This is a genomic window from Streptomyces hokutonensis, from assembly GCF_042751305.1.
Lineage (GTDB): Bacteria > Actinomycetota > Actinomycetes > Streptomycetales > Streptomycetaceae > Streptomyces > Streptomyces hokutonensis_A.
Map to the genome: position 1 here is coordinate 682,554 of NZ_JBHYWD010000002.1, position 23,149 is coordinate 705,702.

Genomic DNA, 23,149 nt, shown 5'->3' on the forward strand with positions numbered 1-23,149 from the left:
CCGCTGCCCCGCGCGGCGCGCCGCGCCCCCCCGCGCGCGCGCCCGCGCGCGCGCGCCGCGGGGCGGGGGGGCGCGCCCCGGGGCGGGCCGGCCCCCCCCCCCCCCCGCGGCCGGACCGGCGATCTGGGCGCACATCGCGGAGACCGCACCGGACCGGGTGCGTGGCCGGGCCCTGGGCCTGGGCATGGCCCTGTTCTCGTGCGGCCAGGTCGTCGGCGTACCGCTGGGTGGTCTGCTCGCGGGGATCTCGGGCTGGCGCTCGGCGTTCCTCGCGCTGGCGATCGGCACCGCTGCGGCCGTACCGCTGCTGCTGCGCCAGGTCCGGCCCACCGCGCCGCAGCCCGCCCCTGTCGGCGCCGTCAAGGCCGTGCTCTCCGGCTGGGCCGACCCGTCCCTCCGCAACGCCCTGCTGGTCAACACGGTGTTCAACGCGGCGAATCTCGGTGCGTACACCTTCCTCGGCGCCGTACTCGTCGACCGGTTCGACCTGAGCGTCTCCGAACTGGGCCTGATCGGCATCGTGGTCGGAGCGGGCAGCGTGGTGGGCTCGATGGCCGGAGGACGGCTGGGCGACCGGACGCGGGCGGCCGGCGGAGCGCCCGCGCCGCTGCTGCCGCTGTGGGGCGTGCTGCTGGCGGCCGGGATCGGCCTCGCGGTCGCGGGGCCGGGACTGCCGCTGTCGGTGATCGGAGTGGCGTTGTGGTTCGTGGCCAGTGGTGCCTTCGTCACCGATCAGCAGACCCTGGCCGGCACCGTCGCGCCGGCCCTGCGTGCGACGTCCAGCGCCTGGCTGACCTCGACGATGTACGCCGGCACGGGCCTGGGTGCATGGGCCGTCGGCGTCTTCAAGGACGTCACGACCGGCACGCTCACCATCGGTGTCGGCCTCGCTCTGTCTGCCGCTTTCGGTGCACTGCTGGTCAGTGCGAGGCGGCGACCGAGCGCAGCGGACGCTCGCTGAGCCCGGCCATCCGGGTCCGGTCCGCCTCCGTGCGCGGGGTGAACAGCAGCACCAGCGCGGACGGGTCGTCCACCGGATGGAACGACGACAGCGACAGCTCGATCCGGCCGGTGCCCGCGGGCTCCACGGTCACCGTGCGCGCGGTCAGCTCCGCCACCGAGTGGCACCCCCACCAGTGGCGGAGTTCCGGCGCGTCCTCCTCCAGCCGGCGATAGACCTCACCGGTCCGGGCGTCGGCCAGCGCGGTCCCGGCCTGGGCCCGGAAGTGCTGGAAGACGTTCATCGCGAGCGGTTCCCAGTCGTGCAGGACCGTCCGCAGCCGGGCGTCCGCCACCATCAGCCACATCAGGTTGCGCCGGTCCGCCGGCACGGTCTCCGGCGAACCCCACAGCGCGCTCCAGGAGGCGTTCCAGCCCAGCAGGTCGAAGTACCGGTCCAGCAGTACGGCCGGACTCGCCGGCCAGGAGTCCAGGACCGGCTGCACCGCCGTCACCAGTCCGCTCCGTCTCTCGTCCTCCGCGGCGACCGGCTCGTGGTACCCGGCGAGCCGCATCGCGTGCCGCAGCCCCGCCGCGTCCAGCCGCAGCGCCCGCGCGACCGCGCCCAGCACTTGGCGTGAGGCGGTCACCCGCCCCTGCTCCAGCCACGTGTACCAGGCCAGGCCCACACCCGACAGCGAGGCCACCTCCTCGCGGCGCAGCCCGGGGGTCCGCCGGCGGGCGGTCGAACTGAGTCCGACGTCGGCGGGCTTGAGCAGTTCGCGGTGGGCCCGGAGGAAGGCGCCGAGTTCCGGGCTGGGAACGGGAGTTGACATGGTGGATGGCTCCTCGGCCGTGCGGGTCGTCCCAGGTTACGCGGCAGCGAGCCGCCACAGCCGTACCGTCATGTGACTGACATGTCCGGTCTCCTCCTGCCGCCGCCACGCCGTGTTCCCGACCGCCCGGAAGAACTCGGCGCGTCGATCGGGTGCGACGAGTCGGCTGTAGTAGTCGCCGAAGGTGGCGGCGTGGAAGTGCTCGTACTGCCCGGCGCTCTCCACGGTCACCACCGCGTCGCGGTCGAGGGTCGCCTCGATCCTGAAGTACCGCTTCAGCAGGGGCCGGAGTTCCCCGGTGGTCCGGGTGCGGGTCGCTATCGGCAGCACTCCGTGTGCGGCGAACAGGCCCGGTACATCGGTGTGCTGGGCTTCGAGGACAGTGCGGACGAGGTCGTCCTCGCCGCCCAGGCCGTGCTCGTCGCGCGCCGGGTGATAGGTCGTCAGCAGGAAGACACCGTCCGGCGCGAGGTGTTCGCGGGTCCACTCGAAGATTCGCTGCTCGTCCGGATACAGCCAGTGCAGGACCGACGTCATGGTGACGATGTCCGGGCGGTGGGGGAGTGGTGCGGGTGCGGTGAGGTCCGCCTCGTGAAGGGCGACCCGGTCCCCGTACGGGCGGAGTCGCTCGGTGGCCTCGGCGATCCGGTGCGGGGAGCGTTCCAGGCCGACGGCCCGCCGCAGCGAGGGGAAGCGGTCGAGGGCGGTCCCGAGCAATTGGCCGATGCCGCTGCCCAGGTCGAGCAGCACACGGGGTTCGCCGGTGACCTGGTCGAGGACCCAGTCGCGGTCGTGCACCTGGCGCAGCCTGCTGGCATCGGCGTAGCCCGCCAGGGTGCGGGCCTGGATCTCGGCGGCGGACGCGGTCATGTGCGGGCCTCCTGTGCGGAGTCGGTGGCGGTGGCCGGTTCGAGCAGCCGCAGCAGGCGCTCCCTGGTACCGCTCTGGTCGTAGCGCTTGAAGAGATTGATCCGGTTGCGGGCCAGATCGCCCCGGTGGACGTACTCGTAGAGGTGCTGGCGCTGGCCGAAGGCGTCCCCGGTCAGTTCCCAAGCGAGCCTGAACAGGCGGGACTTGTGGTCGGCGTCGATGCCACGGCCGCGCATGTACCGGTCCAGGTGCGGGCGCAGCCGGGGGTTGGCGAGGTCGTTCGCGGTGGGCTGCATCAGCAGGCCTGAGGCGCCGATCGTGCGGAGGATCTCCACCGCGCTGCCCGCGACCTCGGCCGACCAGACCCGGCTGGCGGCGGTGTCGCCGGGCGCCAGCAGTCCGCTGTCGGTGACCTGGGCGCGGGCCTCGGCGGCGTCGAGGAAGAGTTCGGTCAGCTCGGCGTACCCGGCGAGGCGGCCCAAGTCCTCCTGGATGTTGCGGAATTGATCGACGCCGATGCTCTCGGCCACCAGAGTGGCGGTGGCCAGCAGGGTGCGCAGCCGCTCGCGGTAGCGGACATGGCCGATGTACGCGCTCCACGCGTTGATCCGGGCGAGTCCGGTGCGCGCCAACGCGCCGTCGCGCAGTAGGAACACGCGGTCCCAGGGCACGGTCACGTCGTCGAAGAACAGCATGGCGTCCTGCTCGTCGAAGCGGGCGCCGAGCGGATGCGCGTGCCCCCACGGGGTGTCGCCGAGCGGTTCGCGGCACAGAGTGATCAGGCCCGGGGTGTTGAGCGGCAGCGCGAACCACACCACGAACTGCTCACCGCGGCGCTGGGTGAAGGACGCCGACAGATACACCAGCACCTCGTGCGCGAACGGCGCCAGGGTCGTCAGCTGCTTGGCGCCGCGTACGACGATGCCTTGGTCGTTCTCGGCGAGGACCCGCAGCGCGAGGTCGGGATCGTCGACCGGGTCCGCCGAGCGGTCGATCTGCGGATCGCCCAGCGCGTGCGAGAGGACCAGGTCGTTGTCCGCGCAATGCCGGTACCAGGCCTCCGCGTTGGCGCCGAACCCGGCGTGCGCGCGCTCCAGCTGGTGGCGGAAGTCGTACACGCCCAGCGCGATCGAGGACATGAAGGCCGGCGAACGGCCGTGCTGGCCCAGCGACTCGGCGTGCCAGAACTCGGCGCTGCGCCGCTGGAGGCGCAACTCCTCGATGGTGCGCGGCGGTTGGTAGCCGCGCGCGATACGGCGGCCGCTGTCGGGATCCTTGCAGGTGAGCAGGTCGTGGTGGGCGGGGTCGTGCTGGAGGTCCAGCAGCCGCGCCAGTTCGTCCACCGCGGGGCGGAAGGCCGGATGCGTGACGGGATCGCTGACGCGCTTGCCGTCGAGATAGACCTCGCGGCCGTCGTTCAGCTCCGCGCGGTAGCGGTCGCCGGTGAGCAGGCCCCTGGGGGTGGGGTCGGGCAGGGTCATGTGCTGACTCCCGTGGGGGTCGGTGCGGGCAGAGAGGCGAGGGAACGGAACGCACGGTCGTGGTAGAGCAGCGGGTCGCCCGGCCCGCTGTCCCCGGCGGCCACGACCCGGCCGACCAGCAGCGCGTGATCGCCCCCGGGCAGCACGGCGTGCAGCCGGCAGTCGAACCAGGCGAGACATTCCTCCAGGACCGGCGCCCCGGTCGCCGCGATCCGCATGGGCGCCCCGGTGAACAGGCCCAGCGCCCGGCCGGCCCCCGGTGCGGCGAACCGCCGGGCGAGCCCCTCCTGGCGGGCGCCCAGCACACACACCGCGTACCGCGCGTCGGCGCGCACCGCGCCCACCAGCGGACTGCGCCGGTCCACGGCCACGCTCACCAACGGCGGATCCAGCGACAGCGTGCACAGCGAGGAGACCGTCTTCGCGAACACCTCCTCGCCGTGCCGCGCGGTGAGCACCGCGACTCCGGTCGTCCACCGCCGGGCGGCCTCACGGAACGCGTCGAGAACCGGTGCGCTCATCGCAGGCCCACGCGGTAGGCCCGCAGCCATTCGTCCACCTGGACCAGGTGATCCAGGCCGCCCACGGGGTTCGGCGCGGTCCGCGGACTGGGCAGTGGCCGGCCCTCGGCGAGGGAGGCACGGACGACGGCCCGGTCCACCAGGTCGAAGACCGGGGCGTTCGGATCGGCGAGCAACTCGTGCGCCCGGGCCGTCAGCACCTCGGTGTAGCGCACCGCGGGAGTCGACGGATAACCGCTCTTCGGCCGGTCGGTGACCTGCGGCGGCAACAGATCCCGTACGGCGTCGCGCAGCAGCCCCTTGGGGCGTCCGCCCGGAGCCTTGAGCGCCCAGGGCACGTTCCACACGTACTCCACGAGCCGGTGGTCGCAGAACGGCACCCGCAGCTCAAGACCCACCGACATACTGACCCGGTCGGCCCGGTCGAGAAGCGGCGGCAGCCAGCGGGCCAGCGCCAGGTGGAAGACCTCACGGATCCGCCGGTCGGCACCCGCCTCGCCGGGCAGCAAAGGGACTTCGGCAAGGGAGCGCCGGTACTGCTCGGCCGTGTACTCCTCGGGCCGTACCTCGGCGCGTACGTCGGGACGCAGCAGCGCGGCGGGTGTCGTACGGCCGTGCAGCCACGGGAAGGTGTCGGCGGCCAGCGCCGCCGGATCGTGGAAGTAGGGGTAGCCGCCGAAGATCTCGTCGGCCGCCTCACCCGACAGGGCGACCGTCGAGCGGCGCCGCACCTCGCGGAAGAGCAGGTGCAGCGAGGCGTCCATCTCGCCCCAGCCGGGCCGGTCGCGGGCGCGCAGCACGGCGTCGCGGGCGTCCAGCAGGTCGTCGTCGGGCACCACGACCGAGGTGTGCAGGGTCCCGATGTGCTCCACGGCCGCCTGCACGAACGGTGCGTCGGCGCTGGTGCGCCAGGCGTCCGGAGTGCGGTCGGCGCTGCCGGGGAAGTCCACCGAGAAACTGGTCACTTTGGAGTGCCCGGTCCGTTCCCGGGCGGCCGCGGCGAGGGCGGTGATCGCACTGGAGTCGACGCCCCCGGACAGCAGGGTGCACAGCGGGACGTCGCTGAGCATCTGGCGTTCGACGGTGTCGGCGAGCAGATCACGGACCCGCTCGCGGGTGGTCGCCGCGTTGTCGGTGTGGGGCGTCGACGCCAGCTGCCAGTACCGCAGTTCACGCGTCGCAGTCCTGCCGACGGCCAGCAGATGGCCGGGGCGCAGTTCGCGCAGCCCCCGGAAGATGCCGTGCCCCGCGGTCGGGGCGGCCGGCAGGGCGAAGAGTTCCGCGATGCCCTCGGCGTCCAACTCGGCGCGGAACAACGGATTCGCGAGCACCGCCTTCGGCTCGGAGCCGAACAGCACCCCGTCGCGGTGGGCATACCAGTACAGCGGCTTGACGCCCAAGTGGTCGCGGACCAGGAGGAGTTCCTGTCGACGGCCGTCCCACAGCGCGTACGCGAAGATGCCGTTGAAGCGCCGCGGCGCGTCGTGGCCCCACTGGAGATGGGCTCGCAGCACGACCTCGGTGTCGGAGCGGGTACGGAAGGCGTGTCCCAGGGACTGCAACTCCCGCCTCAGGTCAAGGTAGTTGTACAGCTCGCCGTTGTAGCTGAGCGCGGTGTCGGTGTCCTGGTCGGGCAGCGGCTGACCGCCGCCTTCCAGGTCGATGACGGAGAGCCTGCGGTGACCGAGAGCTGCGTGCCGGGACAGCCAGAGGCCGCCGGCGTCGGGTCCCCGGCAGGCCAGGGTCTCGGCCATGGCCCGCACCGTCCGCTCCCGGGTACGCAGATCGGTCTCCCAGTCGACCCATCCGGAGACGCCGCACATCAGGGCTCCTGCCGTTCGTCGGTGGCCTCCCAGCGGCAGCCGTGGCCGGTGGGGCCGCTGCGCAACTGGTGCGAGGGCCGGAAGCCCTTCGCGCGGATGTTGGCGGAGAGGGCCTCGGTGCAGTACGTGCACGGAGAGGCGAGGGTGATCTTGACGCCGGTGCGCCGCGCCTGCTCGCGGTAGTCCCAGATGGAGCAGTGCGTGATGGTCAGCGCGGCCCGCTCGGCGGCGGGTGGTGCGTCGTCGTCGAACTCGTAGGTGGAGCCGTACAGTTCGGCCTGCCGGGCGATCCGGTGGATGGGGTCGGCGGCGCCCCGGCCGTGGTCGGGCTCCACCTGCCGGTGTATCTCGGCGTTGGCGCGCGCCCAGTCGGCGAGCACCTCCTCGCCGTAGCGGGCCACCAGGAAGCGCTCCATCAGGGCCTGGCCGCGGAAGAACACCCGTTGCCAGGCCGGTGGTTCGGCGGTGAGCGGGTCGGGCAGGTCGGCGAAGATCTCGGCCTGGAGCGCGAACCAGTCGGTGAGGTGGACCTCGTCGCCGCGCGCCGCGAGCAGCCGGGTCAGACCCGCCTCGGCCTCGTGCAGCCGTTGCTGCCACAGCGCCGACCGGTCGGCGTCGGACATGCCCCGGTACGGGGAGTGGGGCAGGGCGGATTCGGTGCGGGTGCCGGCGTACGGATCGTGCAGGACGTCGGCTCCGGTGGGTGCGATGCCTGCGTCGGGCGCATCGCTCATGGGATCTCCTTCAGCAGTGGGGGAGTGCTGACCTCGGGGTTCAGGTCGTCGGCAACGCTATGCGCGGGCCCGATCACCCAGAAGCCCCGAAGGGATGCGGCGGGGGCGACGATCGGACCGGTCGGAGTGCGCCGAAGGTCGCCCGCGTCGGCCGGAGTCGACGCAGGGCCGGGGCCGGTCGGCGACTCCGGAGTGCCGCCCCGCATCGTGGGGGCTCCGGCACGCACCCGTCCTGACAGCCCGCAGGGCGGGCCCCCGATCGGAGGCCCGCCCTGCGAAATGCCGTACGGGATCAGCCCGCCAGGCCGTGCCGATGGGCGTACAACGCCGCCCGCAGCCGGTCCGGTTGGCCGGTCTTGCGCATGGCCTGGGTGAGGTGCTTCTTCACCGTGGCCTCGGCCAGGGCGAGTTCACGGCCGATCTCGGCGTTGCTCAGCCCCTGGGCCAGCTGCGCCAGGACGTCGCGTTCGCGGTCGGTGAGCCCGCAGCGCTGGGGCGGTGGCTCGGTGGCGTGTCCGGCCACGCTCGCGGCCTGGAGCCGGGCGGCCGGCGGCGCGGGCAGGAACACCGAGCCCCCCGCGGCGGCCAGGGTCACCGCGCCGATGATCCGGTCCTCCGCCAGCTCCAGCGGGAAGCAGCCGCTCGCGCCGGCCAGCAGCATCCGGTTGGCCTCGGCCGTGGTCTCGGCCCGGCGCAGCAGCAGCACCCGCGTGTCCGGCGCGCCGTCCGGCCCGCGCAGCCGCACCACCGCGGCCAGATCGTCGCCGAGGGAGTCACCCTGCCCGAGCAGGACGACGTCGGGCCGCACCCGCCGCACACTGCCCAGAGCGTGCGCCGGATCGCCCGTACTGCCCACCACGGTCAGCCCGGGCACCGTCGACAGCACACTGCGCAGCCCGGCCCGGGCCACCGGATGCCGCTCCAGCAGGAACACCCGGGTCCCGGCGGCGGGCCCGCTCGCCGGCGCCCCGCACGCGGGGTGGCCGCAGTCGCAGGCGGTCCGGCCCGGCGGGTGCGCCTCCGCGCGCCGGTGCTCGGTCTCGGCCAGCAGCTGGTGACCGGCTATCAGATCCAGCGGATTGTCTATCTCCGCGTGCAGCGCGGCCGCGCCGGGCGACCTGCGCAGAGTGCCGGGCGCCCTGCGGAGGGCCGGCTGGCGCGGCGGCGCCGGGAGTTCGATCGGTGCTTCGACGGTGCGTGGCATCGTGTCGCGGTCCCCTCGGATACGGCGGCGCCGAGCCCTGGACCGGGACCGGCGGGGATGGCTGAGGAGGACGCTGCCGGGACGGCGAACAGGCCGGGCGGTCAGCGTCGTGCGCGGGGACGACAGATCTCGTCGAAGCACCTGCGGTGCCACGAGCCGCCGATACCGACCAGGGTGTAGTCGGTTCGCCAAGGGGCCATGCAGGAAGGGTAATTGGCCATTTTGTGCCGGGTCAAGGTCGGTCTGCCGGGTCCCGGCGATCCTATGACCCCCGGTATCAGCACGAACGCCTGGCTGGTTGCCGCCCCGGCCCGCCCCGCACCCTTCCTCACGCCGCAACTCGCCCGCCGAGGAAGGAACCACCCCCATGCCCGGCCCCCCGAACCACCGTGCCCCGGGATGACCCGGTTCCTGCTGCGCCGGCTGCTGCTCGCCGTACCGACCCTGCTCGGCGTGAGCGCCGTCGTCTACGCCACCGTCGCCCTCATCCCCGGCGACCCGGTCGCCGCCCTGCTGGGCCCCGGCGCCCCCGCCGAGGCCCGCGAGCGACTCGCCGACCGCCTCGGCACCGGACGTCCGCTGCCCGCGCGCTACGCGAGCTGGCTCTGGCACACCGCACACGGTGACCTGGGCACCTCGATCTCCGCCCAACGCCCGGTCGGGGAACTCCTGTTGCCCGCGCTCGGCCAGACCCTGATCCTCGCGGGCACCGCGTTCCTCCTGGTCGTCACCGGCGGCGTACTGCTGGGCGCACTCGGCGCCGTACGCCCACACGGCGCGACCGGCCGACTCTCGGGCGCGCTGAGCACCCTGGCCGTGTCCGCCCCGCAGTACTCGGTGGCCCTGCTCCTCCTCGCCGTGTTCGCGATCCGGCTGCGGTGGCTCCCGGCCGGCGGCACGCACGACGTGTTCGGCTCCGGCGGCACACTGGACCTGCTACGGCATCTCGTGCTGCCGGCGACCGCCGCCGCCCTCGTCCCGCTCGGCCTCACCGCACGCGTGTTCCGCACCGCGCTCGCCTCCACCCTCGCCTCGGACCTCGCCGACGGCCTCCGGGCCCGGGGCCTGAGCCGCACGGCGATCCTGCGCCACTGCGCCCACAACGCCTCACCCGCCCTGCTCACCATCGGCGGCCTCCAACTCGCCTACCTGCTGGAGGGAGTGGTCTTCGTGGAGACCCTGTTCGCCTGGCCCGGCATCGGCCGCCTCCTCTACGACGCGCTGACTGCCCGCGACCTTCCTCTGGTCCAGGGCGGAGTACTGGTCGTGGCCGTGGCTTTCGTCGGCGTCAACATCCTGGTCGACGCGGCCCACGCGCTCGTCGACCCTCGCGTGCGGAGTACGGCATGACCCGTTCCCTGCACCGTGACGCGAGCCTCCTGATCCCGGCCACCTGTGCCGCACTGCTCCTCCTGCTCGCCCTCGCCGGCCCCCTCCTCGCCCCATACACCGCCACCGCCGGATCGCTCCAGCACCGGCTGCTGGATCCCGGCAGCCCCGGCCATCCGCTCGGCACCGACTCCCAGGGCCGAGACATGCTCAGCCGGCTCATCCTCGCCACCCGGCCCTCGCTCATCGGCGGCCTGCTGCCGGTGGCGGTCGCCACGACTGCCGGTACCGCCCTGGGCATCGCCGCCGGACTCGGCGGCAGGATCACCGAACAGGCCCTGCTGCGCACCCTCGACGTGCTCTACGCCTTCCCCGGCGTCCTGCTGGCCATCGCCGTGGCCACCCTGCTGCAGCCCGGCCTCGCCGCCACCGTCCTCGCGCTGTCCGTCGTCCTCACCCCGGCCGTGGCCCGAGTGGTCTTCACCGAGGTGCAGCGCATCCGAACCGCCGAATACCTGGAGGCCGCCCGGGTCAGCGGCGCCGGGCGCGCGGCCGTCGCCCTGCGCCAAGTAGCCCCCGTCGTCGCCCCGGTCGTACTCGTCTACGCGTCCTCGCTCGTCGGCCTCTCCGTCGTGTACGCCGCCGGCCTGTCCTTCCTCGGCCTCGGTGTCGCACCGCCGACCGCCGAATGGGGCGCCATGCTCGACGAGTTGCGCCCCGCCATCTTCACCCACCCCTTCGTCGCGGTCCTGCCCGCACTCGCCGTCCTCGTCGTGTCGGTCGTTTTCAACACACTCGGCGACGCCCTGCGCCACCACGTCGGCGACCGTGCGGCACGGCTCCCGCAGGGGGCGCGATGAGCCTCTACGTCGAGAACCTGTCCGTGCGCTACGACGGGCCCGACGGCCCGGTGCGAGCGGTGGACGACGTCTCGCTCACCCTCGAAGCGGGCGCGGCCCTGGTCCTCCTCGGGGAGTCCGGCAGCGGCAAGACCACGGTCGCCCGCACCGTCCTGGGCCTGCCCGGCCGCGAGGCGCACATCACCGGCCGGGTACGGCTCGGCGACACCGACCTGCGAACCCTCGGCGAGGCCGAGCTCTCCCGCATCCGCGGGCGCCGCATCGGCTACGTACCGCAGGACCCGAACGGCGCCCTCGACCCGCTCCGCCGGATCGGCCCGCAACTCGTCGAAGTCCTCCTCCGCCACCGCATCGCCGACAACCGACGAGCCGCCCGAGCAGCCGTCCCCGGCCTGCTCACCACCGCCGGCGTCACGGACCCGGACCGCGTGGCACGCGCGTACCCCCACGAGCTGTCCGGAGGTCTGAAGCAACGGGCGGCAATCGCCCTGGCGGTGGCCTGCGGACCGGAACTCCTCATCGCCGACGAGCCCACCACCGCCCTGGACGCCCTCGTCCGAGGCCGCATCCTCGACCTCTTCGACACCCTGCGCACCGAACAGGGCATCTCCCTGCTGCTCGTCACCCACGACCTGACCGCGGCACGCCGCATCGGCGGTGATGTGGTCGTCATGAGTGAGGGACGGATCGTCGGTACGGGACCGACAGAGAAGGTGCTCGCCGGCTCCGGGCGCCGTGCGGCCGGGCTGCTCGCTGCGCCGCAGGGAGACCGCCCATGACTGTTCTCAGGGTTTCGCTGCTCACTGTTTCCGTGTTGCCCGTTACCGGCGATCTGATTGCGGCGCGCAGTATCCGCGGCCATGTGGCTGTCCTGCGGGAGGGGCGGATCGTGGAGCCGGCGCTGCGCAGGAAGGTGCTCGCCAACTCCGCCCGCCGGCCTACGCGTTGCGCCGCTGGGAGGTCGTCCATGACCGTTTTCAGGGTTCGGCCGCTCACCGTCCTGGCGCAGCTCGTCACCCATGACCCGACCACGGCGCGCCGCGTCGGCGGCCGCGGTGCCGTCACGCGCGCGGGACGGATCCCCGTGGCGGCACCGCCCGAGAAGACACTCGCCCGCCCTGCCGCCGAACTTCTCACGGCACCGCTGGGAGACCGCCCATGACCGCCCCCCAGGACCCGCTGCTGATCCTGGACCACGTCACCAAGCGCTACCCGCGCGGCCAGGTCGCCGTCGACGACGTCACCCTGACCGTCGCTCCCGGCGAAACCCTGGGGTTGGTGGGCGAGTCGGGCTCCGGCAAGTCCACCCTCGCCCGCCTCGCCCTCGGCCTGATCGCGCCCAGTGAGGGCACGGTGCGCTTCACAGGGCACGACCCCGGCCGGCTGCGCGGCCGGAGCGGACGGGCGGTCCGGGCCCGGCTGCAGTTCGTGCCCCAGCACCCCCGGGGCTCGCTCAACCCGAGCCTGCGAGCCGGGGAGGCCGTGAACTTCGCACTGCGCACCCACGGCATGCCGCGCCGGGAGCGGCCCGCCGTGGTGGCCGAGCTGTTCTCCCAGGTCGGACTCGATCCACACCTCGCCCGTCGCCATCCCGGCGAACTGTCGGGCGGCCAGCTGCAACGCGTAGCCATCGCCCGCGCGCTGGCCACCCACCCCCGGCTCGTGATCTGCGACGAACCGACCTCCGCCCTCGACCCCAAGGTGCAGGCCCAGGTCCTCCACCTGCTCACCGAACTCCAGGACCGCCTGGGCCTGGCCTACCTCTTCATCTCGCACGACCTGGCCGTCGTACGCCAACTGGCCCACCGGGTCACGGTGTTGCGGCACGGCCGCGCCGTCGAGGAAGGCCCGGCCGACACCGTCTGGACGGCACCCCGACACCCCTACACCCAGGCCCTGTTGGCCGCCGCCACCGGTGAACCCTCCCTGCTCCACTGAACCGACAGGAATCCCATGACGCACCGCCCCCGAACCAGAACCATCCTGCCCGCGGCCCTTCTCCTGCTCGCCGTCGCCGGCTGCAGTTCGTCCTCCGCCGGTCAGTCCGCCGGCACGGCCACCGGGCGCGGCGGCACCCTGGTCATCGGTGCAACCGGCAAACTCCCCAACCCCGACACGGTCATCGGAGGGGCCGGCTTCGAGGGCAAGCGGCTGGTCTCCTTCCAGCTGTACGAGGGCCTCACCCGCTACGACCTGTCAAAGACCGACGCTCCGCCCGAGATCACCGGCGCCCTCGCCACCTCCTGGAAGGTCGCGGAAGACCACAAGACCTGGACCTTCACCCTCCGCAAGGGCGTCACCTTCCAGGACGGGACCCGCTTCGACGCCGACTCCGTGATCTTCAACCTCGACCGCTACCTGAACAAGAAGAGCCCGTACTACACGACCGTCCTCGGCGCCGCCGCGAGCGAGTACGCCGGAGACATCGTCCAGTACCGCCAACTCGACGCCGACCACGTGCAGTTGACCACCAAGACCCCCAACGGGCACTTCCCCGAAGACCTCGCCCACGTCCTGATCGCCAGCCCCACCGCCGTACGCAGGACGGGCTCCGCGAACTTCTCCCAGCACCCCGTCGGCACCGGGCCGTTCACCTTCAAGTCGCAGACCTCCGGCGAGCAGATCGAACTCGTCGCCAACAAGCACTACTGGCGCGGCGCACCCAGGCTCGACCGCCTGATCATCAAGGCGCTCCCCGACCCGGCCGCCCGGACCGCCGCCCTGCGCTCGGGCTCCGTGAACTGGATCGAGTACCCCAACCCGGACGACCTCGCGAGCCTCAAGGCCGACGGCGCGCAGATCCTCACCAACAGCTACGACCACCTCTGGTACTGGATCCTCGACACCACCAAGGGCCCCTGGAAGAACGCCGACGTGCGCCGGGCCGCCAACTACGCCATCAACCGCAAGGCCATCGCCGACGACCTCCTGCACGGCACCGCCGACCCCGCCTACCAGGCCGCCCCGCGCGCCACCTTCGCCTACGACCCGCAGGGCAACACCTACTCCTACGACCCCGCCAAGGCCAAGAAGCTGCTCGCAGAGGCCGGTTACCCGGACGGCTTCAGCACCTCCGTCACCGTGCCGACCGGCGGCTCCGGCAATCTGCTGCCCGTGCCGATCACCGAGGCGCTGCAACGCGACCTGGCTGCCGTGGGCATCAAGGTGACCATCCGCACCACCGACTGGTCCACGCTGATCGGCGCCGAGGCCAAGGGGAAAGTCGCCCTCGGTTCGGACGCCATCGCGCAGTCCACCACGCTCTTCCAGTCCGAGGCGTTGCTGCCGCTGTTCATCGGCAGCAACAGCCCCTTCTGGACGGGCCATTACAGCAACCCGGCCGTCGACAAACTCCTCGCCGAGGCCGCTGCCTCACCCGACAGGACCACCCGGCAGAGCGACTACCGGCAGGCGCTCGCCAAGGTCACCCAGGACGCGCCCTGGCTGTTCGTGGTCAACGACCGCAATCCGCGCGCCCTTTCGCCCGCGGTCCACGGACTCGTCCAACCGCAGTCCTGGTTCCTGGACCTGACCACCGTGTGGGTCGGCAAGTGACCGGCCGTCCCGAACGACGAAGGACAAGCGGCCGACCGGCCCAGACGACGTACGAAAGGACGGCCGTCCGCATGACCGATGACCGGCAACCGCCCAAGTGGGGCATCACCCTGCCCCTGCCGGGCCTGACCATCGACCGGCACCGCTTCCTCGTGGAACGCCTGCCCGACCTCGGCTACACCGACGTGTGGAGCGCGGAGGGCGGCGGCACCGACGCCTTCACCCCGCTCGCCGTCACCGCCGCCTGGTCGGAGACGCTGCGGATCGCCACCGGCATCGTTCCCGTGCACACCCGCGGACCGGCCGTCCTCGCCCAGACCGCCGCCACACTGGCCCAACTCGCGCCCGGAAGACTGCTGTTGGGGCTCGGCGCATCAGTCCCCGCGCACGTCACCGATATCAACGGCATCCCCTTCGACGACCCCTTCAAGCGGACCCGCGACGTGCTTCGCTTCGTGACGCGGGCACTGCGCGGCGAACACATCGCGGGCGACTTCGACACCTTCTCCATCACCGGCTACCGGCTGCCGCATCCACCGACCGACCCGGTCAAGGTCATCCTCGGCGCACTGCGGCCCGGCATGCTGCGCCTCGGCTTCACCGAAGGGGACGGAGCGATCACCAACCTGCTCTTCCCCGAGGACGTACCGAAGATCCTCGACGCCGTCGGCCCGCAGCCGCCCGGCAAGGAACTCGTCGTCAAGGTCTTCGTCTGCCCCACCGAGGACCTCGACTACGCTCACCGCGCCACCCGGCCCTTCCTCGCCTGGATCCTCAACCGGGAGCCCTACCGAAAGTTCCACGAGTGGCTGGGACACGGCGAGTTGCTGCGCGAATCGCACGAACGCTGGGCCGCGGGAGACATCGAGGCCGCCCAGAAGGCCCTGCCGGACGAAGTGGTCGACGGCCTCTTCATCAGCGGTTCGCCCGAGGAGTGCCGCGAACGCATCCTGCGCTACCACCGCCCCGGCGTGACCACGCTCCAGCTGTACGTCTCACTGCCGCCCGAGGTGTTCGTCAGCCGGGCCAGGCTGCTCGACACCCTGGCCCGCCTCGGACCCACCGGCGGCTGACCTGCGGAGGTTCCGGCATGGAACTCGACATACGCGGCGGCGTCAGGGCCGCTCCCGTCCTCGGCGACACGCCACGGGAGCGGCAGGCGCTGCGCTTCGCCCCCGATCCCCGCGACCGGGACGCCGACCCCGACCACGTCGTCCGCACCGCCCGGGAGAACGAGGAGGACGGCCTCGACAGCGCCCTGGTGACCCAGTCGAGTTCCTGGCCGGACCCCTGGCTCGTCGCGTCCTGGGCGCTCGCCGCCACCAGCCGGCTGCGCATCGCCGTCGCCCACCGGATCGGCACCACCGCGCCCACCGCGGCAGCCCGGTCGCTCGCCACCCTCGACCGGCTGTCCGGCGGCCGGGCCACCGCACACGTGGTCGTCGGATCGAGCGACACCGATGTCGCGCGCGACGGCGACACACTGCCGAAGGCCGAGCGCTACCGGCGGGCCGGCGAGTACCTGGACGTCTTCCACCGGGCACTGACCGAGGAGAAGGACTTCGCCTTCGAGGGCGAGTACTACAGCGTCCGGGGGGCACGGTCGGGCCTACTCCCCACACCGCGCGGGGAGTTGGTCTCCTTCGGCGGCTCGTCCCCGGAGGGCCTCGACCTGGCCGCCCGGTACGCCGAGGTGTACGCCATCGCACCGATGCCCCTCACCGCGACCCGCCTCCGCGTCGCCGAGATCAGAGCCGCCGCGACCGCGCACGGACGGTCGCTGCGGATCTGGCGGCCCGTGAACCTGGTGCTCGCCGGCACCGACGAGCAGGCCCAGGCCCGGGCCCGGCGGATCGCCGACGACGCCGTCCGGCTGAGCACGGCGGCACACACCTCCCGCTGGAGCGAGGCCGTCCAGCTCGACCGGGACCGCGAACGCGGCCGTTCGGTACCCGGCCCGGGCCCGGCCGAGATCACCGCGTACATCCGCCGTTCCCTCGCCGCCGCCTTCGTCGGCTCGCCCCGCACCGTGGCGGACCGCATCGACTGGCTGCGCTCGAGCGGCATCGACATCGTCCAGCTCGACACAGCCGTGGAGACCGAGGAAGACCGTTCCCTGCGACGGGAGTTGGTGACCCTCCTCCGCACGGGCCGATCTCAAGGCCGAAGGGGCTGGTAGGCACGGACCGCCCCCGCGCTTCACGCCGTGGACGCGAGCACCGCCGCACGGCCGCCTGTGGCTGCACCCGGACGAGGCCGCGGGAGCCGGGTACGCCCGACACCACGGAGAGCGCCGGCCCGGCCGTGTCCGCGGGCTCCCCGAGCACGAACACGCTCTCCCGCAGCCGCCGCAGCACCCGATCGGTCACCTCGGCGCCCTGCGCTTCGGCGGCCTTGGCGCCCAGGGCGGCCGGCCAGGAACTCGCGGCCACCCGGCTGAGCCGACGGGCTCGCGGCGCGTGGGTGTGGGCACCGATGTCCTCGACGTAGCGCGCGTACCAGGCGGTCTCCGCGGCGGGATCGGGTGCCGGGTCGTCGTCGTGGTCGAAGAGGATGCGGTACGCGCGACGCCGGCGGACCTGTCCCGCGAAGGCGGCTCGGAGCCGGCGGAAGACGGGCTCGGATCCTCTGGCCCAGGGACACAGGGGATCCGTGAACTCGACGACTTCTACGGCGAGTTGGTCGGCGGGGTCGTCATGCGGCTCCCCGGCGGCTCAGGCGCCCGGCAGTCGCGTGTTCGTCGGTGGCGGCGGGCAGCAGGGTGGCGAGGGTGGTGCCGCCGGGCAGGGCGGCGGCCTCCGCCTCGATACGGCGATACACGCCTGGCAGGCCGGAGGCGGGTCCGGGGTAGTCGAGCCCGGCCAGTGGTTCGCCGCGCAGGGTGACCAACTCGCCGTCCACGGCGCGGGAGACGTCCAGGAGTGTGATCTCGTCGGCGGGCCGGCCGAGTCAGTGGCCGCCCTCGCAGCCGCGCTGGCTGCGCACCAGACCGGCTCTGCGCAACTCACCCACCACGGACTTCAGGAACCGGAACGGGATCTGCTGCGAGGAGGCGATCGCCTCGCACGTGAGGGGACGGGCAGGTTCGCAGGCGAGCTCCAAGAGGGCCCGCGTGGCGTAGTCCGCCTTCGCGGAGATATGCATGCGCACATAATGCCGACGCGGGCCCCGGCACGAGAACTTCCACGGGTTCCCAGCGCGGGATCGCCCGCCCATTCCCGCATACATTGCGGGAACATTGCCGCAGGTGAAGGGCAATGGACACCTCTTGACATCCTTTTCGGGGCGGCTCTAGCGTCACCGGGCATGAGCGAGCCGCTGACCACCGCCGGCGAAGGTTTCCACCCCCATCTCCATGACGCCGCAGGGCAGCCCGCGACCCCACTGCGCAACCGCCTGCACCACATCCGCGCCGACGCCCTCGACGGCGACACGGCGCAGAGCGGGGGCATGCGCAGGTTCGCCGCGGTGAGCGGGAAGACGGTCGGCTCCGAGAAACTGTGGATGGGCCAGACGCATGTCGCCCCCTCCACGGCCTCCTCCGACCACCACCACGGCGAGTCCGAGACCGCGATCTACGTGGTGAGCGGACACCCCGAGTTCGTCTTCCTCGACGACGCCGGCCCGCAGCCGGAGGAGATACGCCTGCGCACGTCCCCCGGCGACTACATCTTCATCCCCCCGTTCGTCCCGCACCGCGAGGAGAACCCCGACCCCGCGGAGGAAGCCGTGGTCGTGATCGCCCGCAGCACCCAGGAGGCGATCGTGGTCAACCTTCCGGGGTTGTACGTGCTGGGAGCCGGGAGTTGAGGGTCAGTCAGGTGTCGTCCTCCGCTCATCGGCCTTCAGGTCGCGGAGTTTCCAGAGCCCGTACAGCGCCAGCAGCGGTTTGACGATCAGCCACTCGCCGGGGCGGTAGTCGTCCGCGCGCACGAGCCTCTTCGCGAGATCGGGGCGCTGCCGCCGCAAGTGGGCGCGGGCCTTGAGGGCGTGTGCCGGCTGGGAGACGATCTTGATGCGGTCTGCGTCCTCGAGCAGCGGGATCACATTGGTGACGTTCTCCCATGTCGTCGTGCTTTCGTCTTCGAGGAAAACCGGGCCGTCGAATTCGAGCACCGACCGCGCGTAGTCGGCCATCAGCCGGGCCTCGGAGACACCACCGCTGGTCGTCGTGCCGCCGCTGAAGATCACGCGAGTGTCGTGCGCGCCGTCATCGGTGATGGAGCGAATTCCGGCGCGGACTCGCCAACGGTTGATGAAATTCGCCGTCGCCTGAGGGTTCCGGTATCCCAGCACGACCACTGCCTCGACTTCACCCCCGTTGTCTCCCACGAGAGTTCGAGACCAGCGGCGGTTCAGCCACTCGCCCCAGGCCAGGACCACCACCCCGGCTGCCACCACGCCTGTCCTTTGTCGCATTCGGCGACTCTAGGTCACCCTGGTGTCCCTGCTGCTCCGCAGAGAGGCATCCACCGTGTCCGATCATCTCGACACCCAGATCTCCTACTGGGACGCCGCCGCGGCCACGAAGACATTCACGCACCCGCTCCATCTGCCTTGGCTGGCGGGGATCAGCAGGCAGGCCGCGATTCTCGACTACGGATGCGGCTACGGCCGCACGCTGGACGAACTCGAACAGCACGGTTTCCGCAATCTGACAGGCGCCGACATCTCACCGGCGATGATCGAACGGGCCCAACTCCTGCACCCCGCCGTGCACTTCACCACCCTGGACGCACCTCCGTCCCTGCCCTCCCCGGACGCCGACTTCGACGTGGTCCTGCTCTTCGCCGTACTGACCTGCGTCCCGGGCGACGAAGCTCAACGCCGACTGATCGCCGAGCTGCACCGCGTCCTCGAGCCCGGCGGAGTCCTCTACGTCAGTGACCTCCTGCTGCAGGACGACGAGCGCAACCGCAGCCGCTACGACGACTACGCCGGCCGCGGTGACGTCAGTTACGGCGTGTTCCGGACCGGCGACGGCGCGGTGTGCCGCCATCACTCCCGCGAGTGGCTCACCGCGCTGCTCGCCGATTTCGAAGGCATCGGCACCCGGACCGTGACGGTGTCCACGATGAACGGCCATGAGTCGAAGGGGATCCAGATCCTCGCTCGAAAGGCCGACCTGACATAACGTCAGATGAGATCAGGGTTCCTTTCCGGCTCGGGCGAGTGCCTCCTCGGCCTGTGTGACAAGGGAGTTGACGAGGTCGGTGGCCGACGGCAGGTCGTTGATGAGGTCGACTGCTTCGCCCGCCCACACGGGCAGCGGCGGTATGTCGCCCTGGGCCAGGGCGGCTTGGTAGGCGTGCCGGGCGTGGGGGTCGGTGGCGAGTTCCGTCTCCCGGTCGCGCCACTGGTCGAGGAACGGGTGGCCGAGTGTGCGGGCGGTGTACTTCGACGGCCAGTCGGAGCCTCGGGCGATGTCGAGGATCCTGTTGCGCTCGGTGTCCGCGCCGTGGCCCTGGACGATGGCCGTGCTGGTCGAGGGGGCGACCAGGGCTTCGGCGGTGGCCTGGAAGCGGGTGCCGATGAGTGCCCCGGCGGCTCCCAGGGCGAGAGCGGCGGCCAGCCCACGGCCGTCGGCGATGCCACCGGCGGCGAGTACGGGTGTCGGAGCTGCCAGATCGACGACGACCGGCACGAACGGCAGCGTGGAGCGACCGTGCCGGGCACCGTGTCCGCCGCTCTCGGAACCCTGCGCCACGATCACGTCGGCGCCCAGGTCCACCGCCCGCCGGGCTTCCTCCAGATCGGTGACCTGAATGACAAGTGGCGTACCCGTACGGCGAATTCGCTCGGCGAACGGGCTCGGATCACCGAACGACAGCATCACGGCCCGGGGTTGGTGTTCCAGCGCGTGCTCCACCGCCGCGACATCTATCTGCCAGGTGAGGAAACCGATACCCCACGGGTTCGTGGTGTTCTCGGTGACGATGGCCAACTCCCTCGCCAGCCAGTCGCGTTCGCCGTTGCCACTGCCCAGCAGGCCGAGCCCGCCCCCACGGGAGACGGCCGCGGTCAGCGCGCCACCGGCCGATCCGCCCATGGGCGCCAAGGCGATGGGGTGTTGCACGCCGAACAGCTTCGTGAACGCCGTCGTCAATGCCATGAACCCATCATCACCTAATCTCGGCCCATGAAGCAGCGGCAGCAGAAGAAGCTCTCCCGGCGGCTCTTCGGGGCGATAGTCGTGGGTGACGCCGGTGCCGTGAAATCGGTGCTACGGGCCGGTGCCGACCCGGGGCGAGTCGACAGCGAGGGCACCACGCCGCTCTACGCCGCCTCCGTGAACGGGCAAGCCGAGATCGTCCGCCTGCTCCTTTCGGCCGGCGCCCTCCCCGGCACCGAGAGCAGCGGCATCGGCGCGGAGGGCCTGCCCTTGTGCGCGGCGGCCTGCTGGGGGCACTCCGACACGGTCCGCGAACTGCTGGCGCATGGCGCCGATCCGAACGTACGGGAAGATCACGGCACCGGCCGGTCCCCGCTGGAGTGGGCGAACCACGGTCCTCATCCCGTGACGGCCGCCCTCCTCGCCGAGGCCGGCGCGCTGGCGATCACTGGGTGATGGGCCTCCCGCGCCTTGGCCCGTCCCGGTGGGGACGATCGCCGGGCATGGCGGATACTCGGGATGGCGGGGCACATGGGTGCTGCGCGGGCTGGAGGTGCGCCGGCGTATGGAGAGACCTTGGCGCGGACTGCCCCGGCGGATTCCGACGTGGCTGCGTGCCCACGATCCGGGGCTCGCGGCGACCCGCAGGGCCGCCCGCACCGCACTGGTGATGCCCGCGTTGTTCGCCCTCTGCGGCCAACTGCTGAAATCCTCGACGATGGCGACCTACGCGGCGTTCGGGTCGTTCTCGATGCTCCTGCTGGTGGAGTTCACCGGCCCGATGGTGCAGCGCCTGCGGGCGCACGTGGGACTCGCGCTGGGCTGGGCGGCGCTCATCTGTCTTGGGACGCTGGTGGCGCGGACGAACTGGCTGGCGGTCGCCACCATGGTCGTGGTGGGTTTCCTGGTGCTCTTCTCGGGGGTGGTCAGCTCCGTCCTCGCGGGCGCCACGACCGCTCTCCTGCTGGCCTTCATCCTCCCCGTGACCTCGCCGGCCCCGCTGTCGCAACTGCCCGACCGGCTCGCGGGCGCGGGCCTCGCCGCGGTCGCCGCCATGCTCGCGATCTCCCTGCTGTGGCCCCGGCCCACCGGGGACCCGCTCAGCGCGCCCGCCGCCCGGGTCTGCCGCGCGGCGGCGGCACAACTGCGCACCGACGCCTCCTGGCTGGACGGCGGCCCGCAGGCGCCGACCGCCCGGCAGTGCGAGGCCGCCGCCGACCGGGCCACCGCCGCCGCGGCGGACCTGCGCACCGCCTTCGACGCCACTCCCTACCGGCCCACCGGTCTCTCCGTCGGCTCCCGCGCCCTGGTCCGCCTGGTCGACGAACTCACCTGGCTCAGCGCCATCGTGGAGGACAGCGGTCCCGCGGCTGCCGAACGCCGGGTCTGCGACGCCGACGCACGCACCGTACGCCGGGCGGCGGCCACGGCCCTGGACGAGGCGGCCGTACTCCTCGACGCCCCGCGCGAAGCGCCCGACGCCCTGCGCGCCGCCCTGGTCGTCCTGCGCGCGGCGATGGACGGCATGGAGGACGGCGCCACCCACCGGCTGCCCGTGGAACAGCCGAAGCCGCGCACGGAGTCGGAGGTCCGCGCCTTCATCGAGACCCTCGATCTCTCGTTCCGCGCCCAGGAGTTGGGCTTCGCCACCCTGCAGATCGCCGGCAACGTGGATCTCGCCGCGGCTGCCGAGCGGCGCAGCTGGCCGGAGCGACTGCTAGGCGGGGAACCGGGTGCTCTGGTTCAGCCGCTGGGCTCGGCCGTCGAGCGTGCCGCCGCCCACCTGGAGCCGCGCTCGGTCTGGCTGCACAACAGCCTCCGGGGCGCGCTCGGTCTAGGAATCGCGGTGGCGCTGGCGAACGCGACAGGGGTCCAGCACTCCTTCTGGGTACTGCTCGGAACCCTGTCGGTGCTGCGCTCCAACGCGCTCAACACCGGGCAGAACGCGCTGCGCGCCCTCGGCGGCACCCTGGTGGGTTCGCTCGTGGGAGTCGGGCTGCTCCAGCTCATCGGCCACCACGGCACCCTGCTCTGGTTCCTGCTCCCCGTCGCCGTGCTCTTCGCCGGAATCGCCCCCGCCGCCATCTCCTTCGCCGCCGGACAGGCGGCCTTCACCGTGACCCTGGTCATCCTGTTCAACATCGGCCAGGACCCCGACTGGCACATCGTGCTGCTGCGTATCCAGGACATCGCCCTGGGCTGCGCGGTGAGTGTGCTGGTGGGACTGTTCTTCTGGCCGCGAGGCGCAGGGGCCGCCGTGGACCGGGCGCTGTCGGCCGCCTACGACGCCAGTGCCCGTTATCTCGCGGACGCGGTGGAGTACGCGGCCAGCCGCTGCAGCATCGGCTGTCTGCCGACCGACGCACCGCTGGAGGCGAGCCGGCAGGCGGCCGCCGCGTCCCGCCGGCTCGACGACGCCTTCCGCAGCTACCTCGCCGAACGGGGCGCCAAGCCGGTACGGCTCTCCGACATGACCACCCTGGTCACCGGGATCGTGGGACTGCGCCTCGCCGCCGACGCCGTGCTGGAACTGTGGCAGCGCAACGGCGGCGACGAACAGATCCAGCCCGACCGCTCCGAGGCCCGGCTGATCCTCCTCGACACCGTCGTCCGGCTCTCCGACTGGTATCGCGACCTGGCCGCCGGACTCGGTCAACACACCGCCGTACCGGCTCCGTTGGCCCGCAATCCGGAGGAGGAAGCGCGCCTCGTCGACTCCCTGCGCCGCGACCTGCGCGACGACGACGGACGCGCCACGGCCACCGCCGTCCGCATCATCTGGACCGCGGACCATCTCAACGCGGCCCGCCGACTCCAGTACATCCTGACGGCGGCGGCGAAGCCGAGCGCTTCGGCCTGATGCCTGATACCGCCACTTGGAGAAC

General features: G+C 72.2%; 22 protein-coding genes and 1 pseudogene. 13 read left to right on the forward strand and 10 right to left on the reverse strand.

Annotated features, from left to right (window positions below):
* The first annotated feature begins 121 nt into the window (after positions 1–121).
* The gene (locus tag ACFXC1_RS09300) at positions 122–961 is read left to right on the forward strand and encodes an MFS transporter (RefSeq protein WP_381241145.1); all 840 of its coding nucleotides are present in this window, start codon (positions 122–124) and stop codon (positions 959–961) included.
* Here the strand turns inward: ACFXC1_RS09300 and ACFXC1_RS09305 are convergent.
* The 7 genes from ACFXC1_RS09305 to ACFXC1_RS09335 all read right to left on the reverse strand — a co-directional run bounded on the left by ACFXC1_RS09305 (position 921) and on the right by ACFXC1_RS09335 (position 8,408).
* Complete coding sequence (locus tag ACFXC1_RS09305) at positions 921–1,775, reverse strand: helix-turn-helix domain-containing protein (RefSeq protein WP_381240916.1); 855 nt, start codon at positions 1,773–1,775, stop codon at positions 921–923. The two genes, ACFXC1_RS09300 and ACFXC1_RS09305, sit on opposite strands and share 41 nt — an antisense overlap.
* A gap of 36 nt (positions 1,776–1,811) precedes the next feature.
* Entirely contained in the window at positions 1,812–2,645 is an 834-nt protein-coding gene (locus ACFXC1_RS09310; protein ID WP_381240917.1) for a class I SAM-dependent methyltransferase, read from the reverse strand.
* Positions 2,642–4,126 carry a 4-hydroxyphenylacetate 3-hydroxylase family protein gene (locus tag ACFXC1_RS09315; RefSeq protein ID WP_381240918.1) on the reverse strand — a complete coding sequence of 495 codons (1,485 nt, stop codon included), beginning with the start codon at positions 4,124–4,126 and terminating at the stop codon, positions 2,642–2,644. The genes ACFXC1_RS09310 and ACFXC1_RS09315 overlap by 4 nt, the downstream gene beginning before the upstream one ends.
* Positions 4,123–4,647: a flavin reductase family protein gene (locus ACFXC1_RS09320; RefSeq protein ID WP_381240921.1), complete on the reverse strand. Its 525-nt coding sequence runs from the start codon at positions 4,645–4,647 to the stop codon at positions 4,123–4,125. Before ACFXC1_RS09320 ends, ACFXC1_RS09315 begins: the two co-directional genes overlap by 4 nt.
* Positions 4,644–6,470: an asparagine synthase (glutamine-hydrolyzing) gene (asnB, locus tag ACFXC1_RS09325; RefSeq protein WP_381240923.1), complete on the reverse strand. Its 1,827-nt coding sequence runs from the start codon at positions 6,468–6,470 to the stop codon at positions 4,644–4,646. The genes ACFXC1_RS09320 and asnB overlap by 4 nt, the downstream gene beginning before the upstream one ends.
* Entirely contained in the window at positions 6,470–7,204 is a 735-nt protein-coding gene (locus ACFXC1_RS09330) for a hypothetical protein (protein ID WP_381240926.1), read from the reverse strand. Before ACFXC1_RS09330 ends, asnB begins: the two co-directional genes overlap by 1 nt.
* Positions 7,205–7,496: 292 nt before the next feature.
* Positions 7,497–8,408 (reverse strand): LuxR C-terminal-related transcriptional regulator, encoded by a 912-nt coding sequence (locus ACFXC1_RS09335; RefSeq protein ID WP_381240929.1) that lies wholly within the window; start codon positions 8,406–8,408, stop codon positions 7,497–7,499.
* Between the two features lie 399 nt (positions 8,409–8,807).
* Here ACFXC1_RS09335 and ACFXC1_RS09340 point away from each other — a divergent pair, with 399 nt between their 5' ends.
* The 8 genes from ACFXC1_RS09340 (at position 8,808) to ACFXC1_RS09375 (ending at position 16,331) form a co-directional block, all read left to right on the forward strand.
* Positions 8,808–9,758: an ABC transporter permease gene (locus tag ACFXC1_RS09340; protein ID WP_381240931.1), complete on the forward strand. Its 951-nt coding sequence runs from the start codon at positions 8,808–8,810 to the stop codon at positions 9,756–9,758.
* Positions 9,755–10,597, forward strand: coding sequence for an ABC transporter permease (locus ACFXC1_RS09345; protein WP_381240933.1), 843 nt, complete (start codon positions 9,755–9,757; stop codon positions 10,595–10,597). Before ACFXC1_RS09340 ends, ACFXC1_RS09345 begins: the two co-directional genes overlap by 4 nt.
* Complete coding sequence (locus ACFXC1_RS09350) at positions 10,594–11,376, forward strand: ABC transporter ATP-binding protein (RefSeq protein WP_381240935.1); 783 nt, start codon at positions 10,594–10,596, stop codon at positions 11,374–11,376. The genes ACFXC1_RS09345 and ACFXC1_RS09350 overlap by 4 nt, the downstream gene beginning before the upstream one ends.
* Positions 11,373–11,759 carry a hypothetical protein gene (locus ACFXC1_RS09355; RefSeq protein ID WP_381240936.1) on the forward strand — a complete coding sequence of 129 codons (387 nt, stop codon included), beginning with the start codon at positions 11,373–11,375 and terminating at the stop codon, positions 11,757–11,759. Before ACFXC1_RS09350 ends, ACFXC1_RS09355 begins: the two co-directional genes overlap by 4 nt.
* Entirely contained in the window at positions 11,756–12,535 is a 780-nt protein-coding gene (locus ACFXC1_RS09360; protein ID WP_381240937.1) for an ABC transporter ATP-binding protein, read from the forward strand. The genes ACFXC1_RS09355 and ACFXC1_RS09360 overlap by 4 nt, the downstream gene beginning before the upstream one ends.
* A 15-nt stretch (positions 12,536–12,550) precedes the next feature.
* Positions 12,551–14,152, forward strand: coding sequence for an ABC transporter substrate-binding protein (locus tag ACFXC1_RS09365; RefSeq protein ID WP_381240938.1), 1,602 nt, complete (start codon positions 12,551–12,553; stop codon positions 14,150–14,152).
* Positions 14,153–14,223: 71 nt separating this feature from the next.
* Complete coding sequence (locus tag ACFXC1_RS09370; RefSeq protein WP_381240939.1) at positions 14,224–15,225, forward strand: LLM class F420-dependent oxidoreductase; 1,002 nt, start codon at positions 14,224–14,226, stop codon at positions 15,223–15,225.
* 17 nt (positions 15,226–15,242) lie between these two features.
* Entirely contained in the window at positions 15,243–16,331 is a 1,089-nt protein-coding gene (locus ACFXC1_RS09375; protein WP_381240940.1) for an LLM class flavin-dependent oxidoreductase, read from the forward strand.
* A 515-nt stretch (positions 16,332–16,846) separates the two neighbouring features.
* On the opposite strand, the pseudogene ACFXC1_RS09380 reads toward ACFXC1_RS09375, so the two are convergent.
* Positions 16,847–17,296: pseudogene (locus ACFXC1_RS09380) on the reverse strand (RrF2 family transcriptional regulator).
* A gap of 162 nt (positions 17,297–17,458) precedes the next feature.
* Between ACFXC1_RS09380 and ACFXC1_RS09385 the strand changes: the two are divergent.
* Positions 17,459–17,962 (forward strand): cupin domain-containing protein, encoded by a 504-nt coding sequence (locus ACFXC1_RS09385; protein ID WP_381240941.1) that lies wholly within the window; start codon positions 17,459–17,461, stop codon positions 17,960–17,962.
* 3 nt (positions 17,963–17,965) lie between these two features.
* Here ACFXC1_RS09385 and ACFXC1_RS09390 read toward each other — a convergent pair whose 3' ends face one another.
* Positions 17,966–18,571, reverse strand: coding sequence for a YdcF family protein (locus ACFXC1_RS09390; RefSeq protein ID WP_381240942.1), 606 nt, complete (start codon positions 18,569–18,571; stop codon positions 17,966–17,968).
* Between the two features lie 55 nt (positions 18,572–18,626).
* Between ACFXC1_RS09390 and ACFXC1_RS09395 the strand changes: the two genes are divergently transcribed.
* The gene (locus ACFXC1_RS09395; protein ID WP_381240944.1) at positions 18,627–19,286 is read left to right on the forward strand and encodes a class I SAM-dependent methyltransferase; all 660 of its coding nucleotides are present in this window, start codon (positions 18,627–18,629) and stop codon (positions 19,284–19,286) included.
* A gap of 12 nt (positions 19,287–19,298) precedes the next feature.
* On the opposite strand, the gene ACFXC1_RS09400 is transcribed toward ACFXC1_RS09395, so the two are convergent.
* On the reverse strand, positions 19,299–20,264 hold the full coding sequence (locus ACFXC1_RS09400) for an NAD(P)H-dependent flavin oxidoreductase (protein ID WP_381240946.1): 966 nt from the start codon (positions 20,262–20,264) through the stop codon (positions 19,299–19,301).
* A 27-nt stretch (positions 20,265–20,291) separates the two neighbouring features.
* On the opposite strand from ACFXC1_RS09400, the gene ACFXC1_RS09405 reads away from it, so the two are divergent.
* Positions 20,292–20,720 (forward strand): ankyrin repeat domain-containing protein, encoded by a 429-nt coding sequence (locus ACFXC1_RS09405; RefSeq protein ID WP_381240948.1) that lies wholly within the window; start codon positions 20,292–20,294, stop codon positions 20,718–20,720.
* 109 nt (positions 20,721–20,829) lie between these two features.
* Positions 20,830–23,124, forward strand: coding sequence for an FUSC family protein (locus tag ACFXC1_RS09410; RefSeq protein WP_381240950.1), 2,295 nt, complete (start codon positions 20,830–20,832; stop codon positions 23,122–23,124).
* The last annotated feature ends 25 nt before the right edge of the window (positions 23,125–23,149 follow it).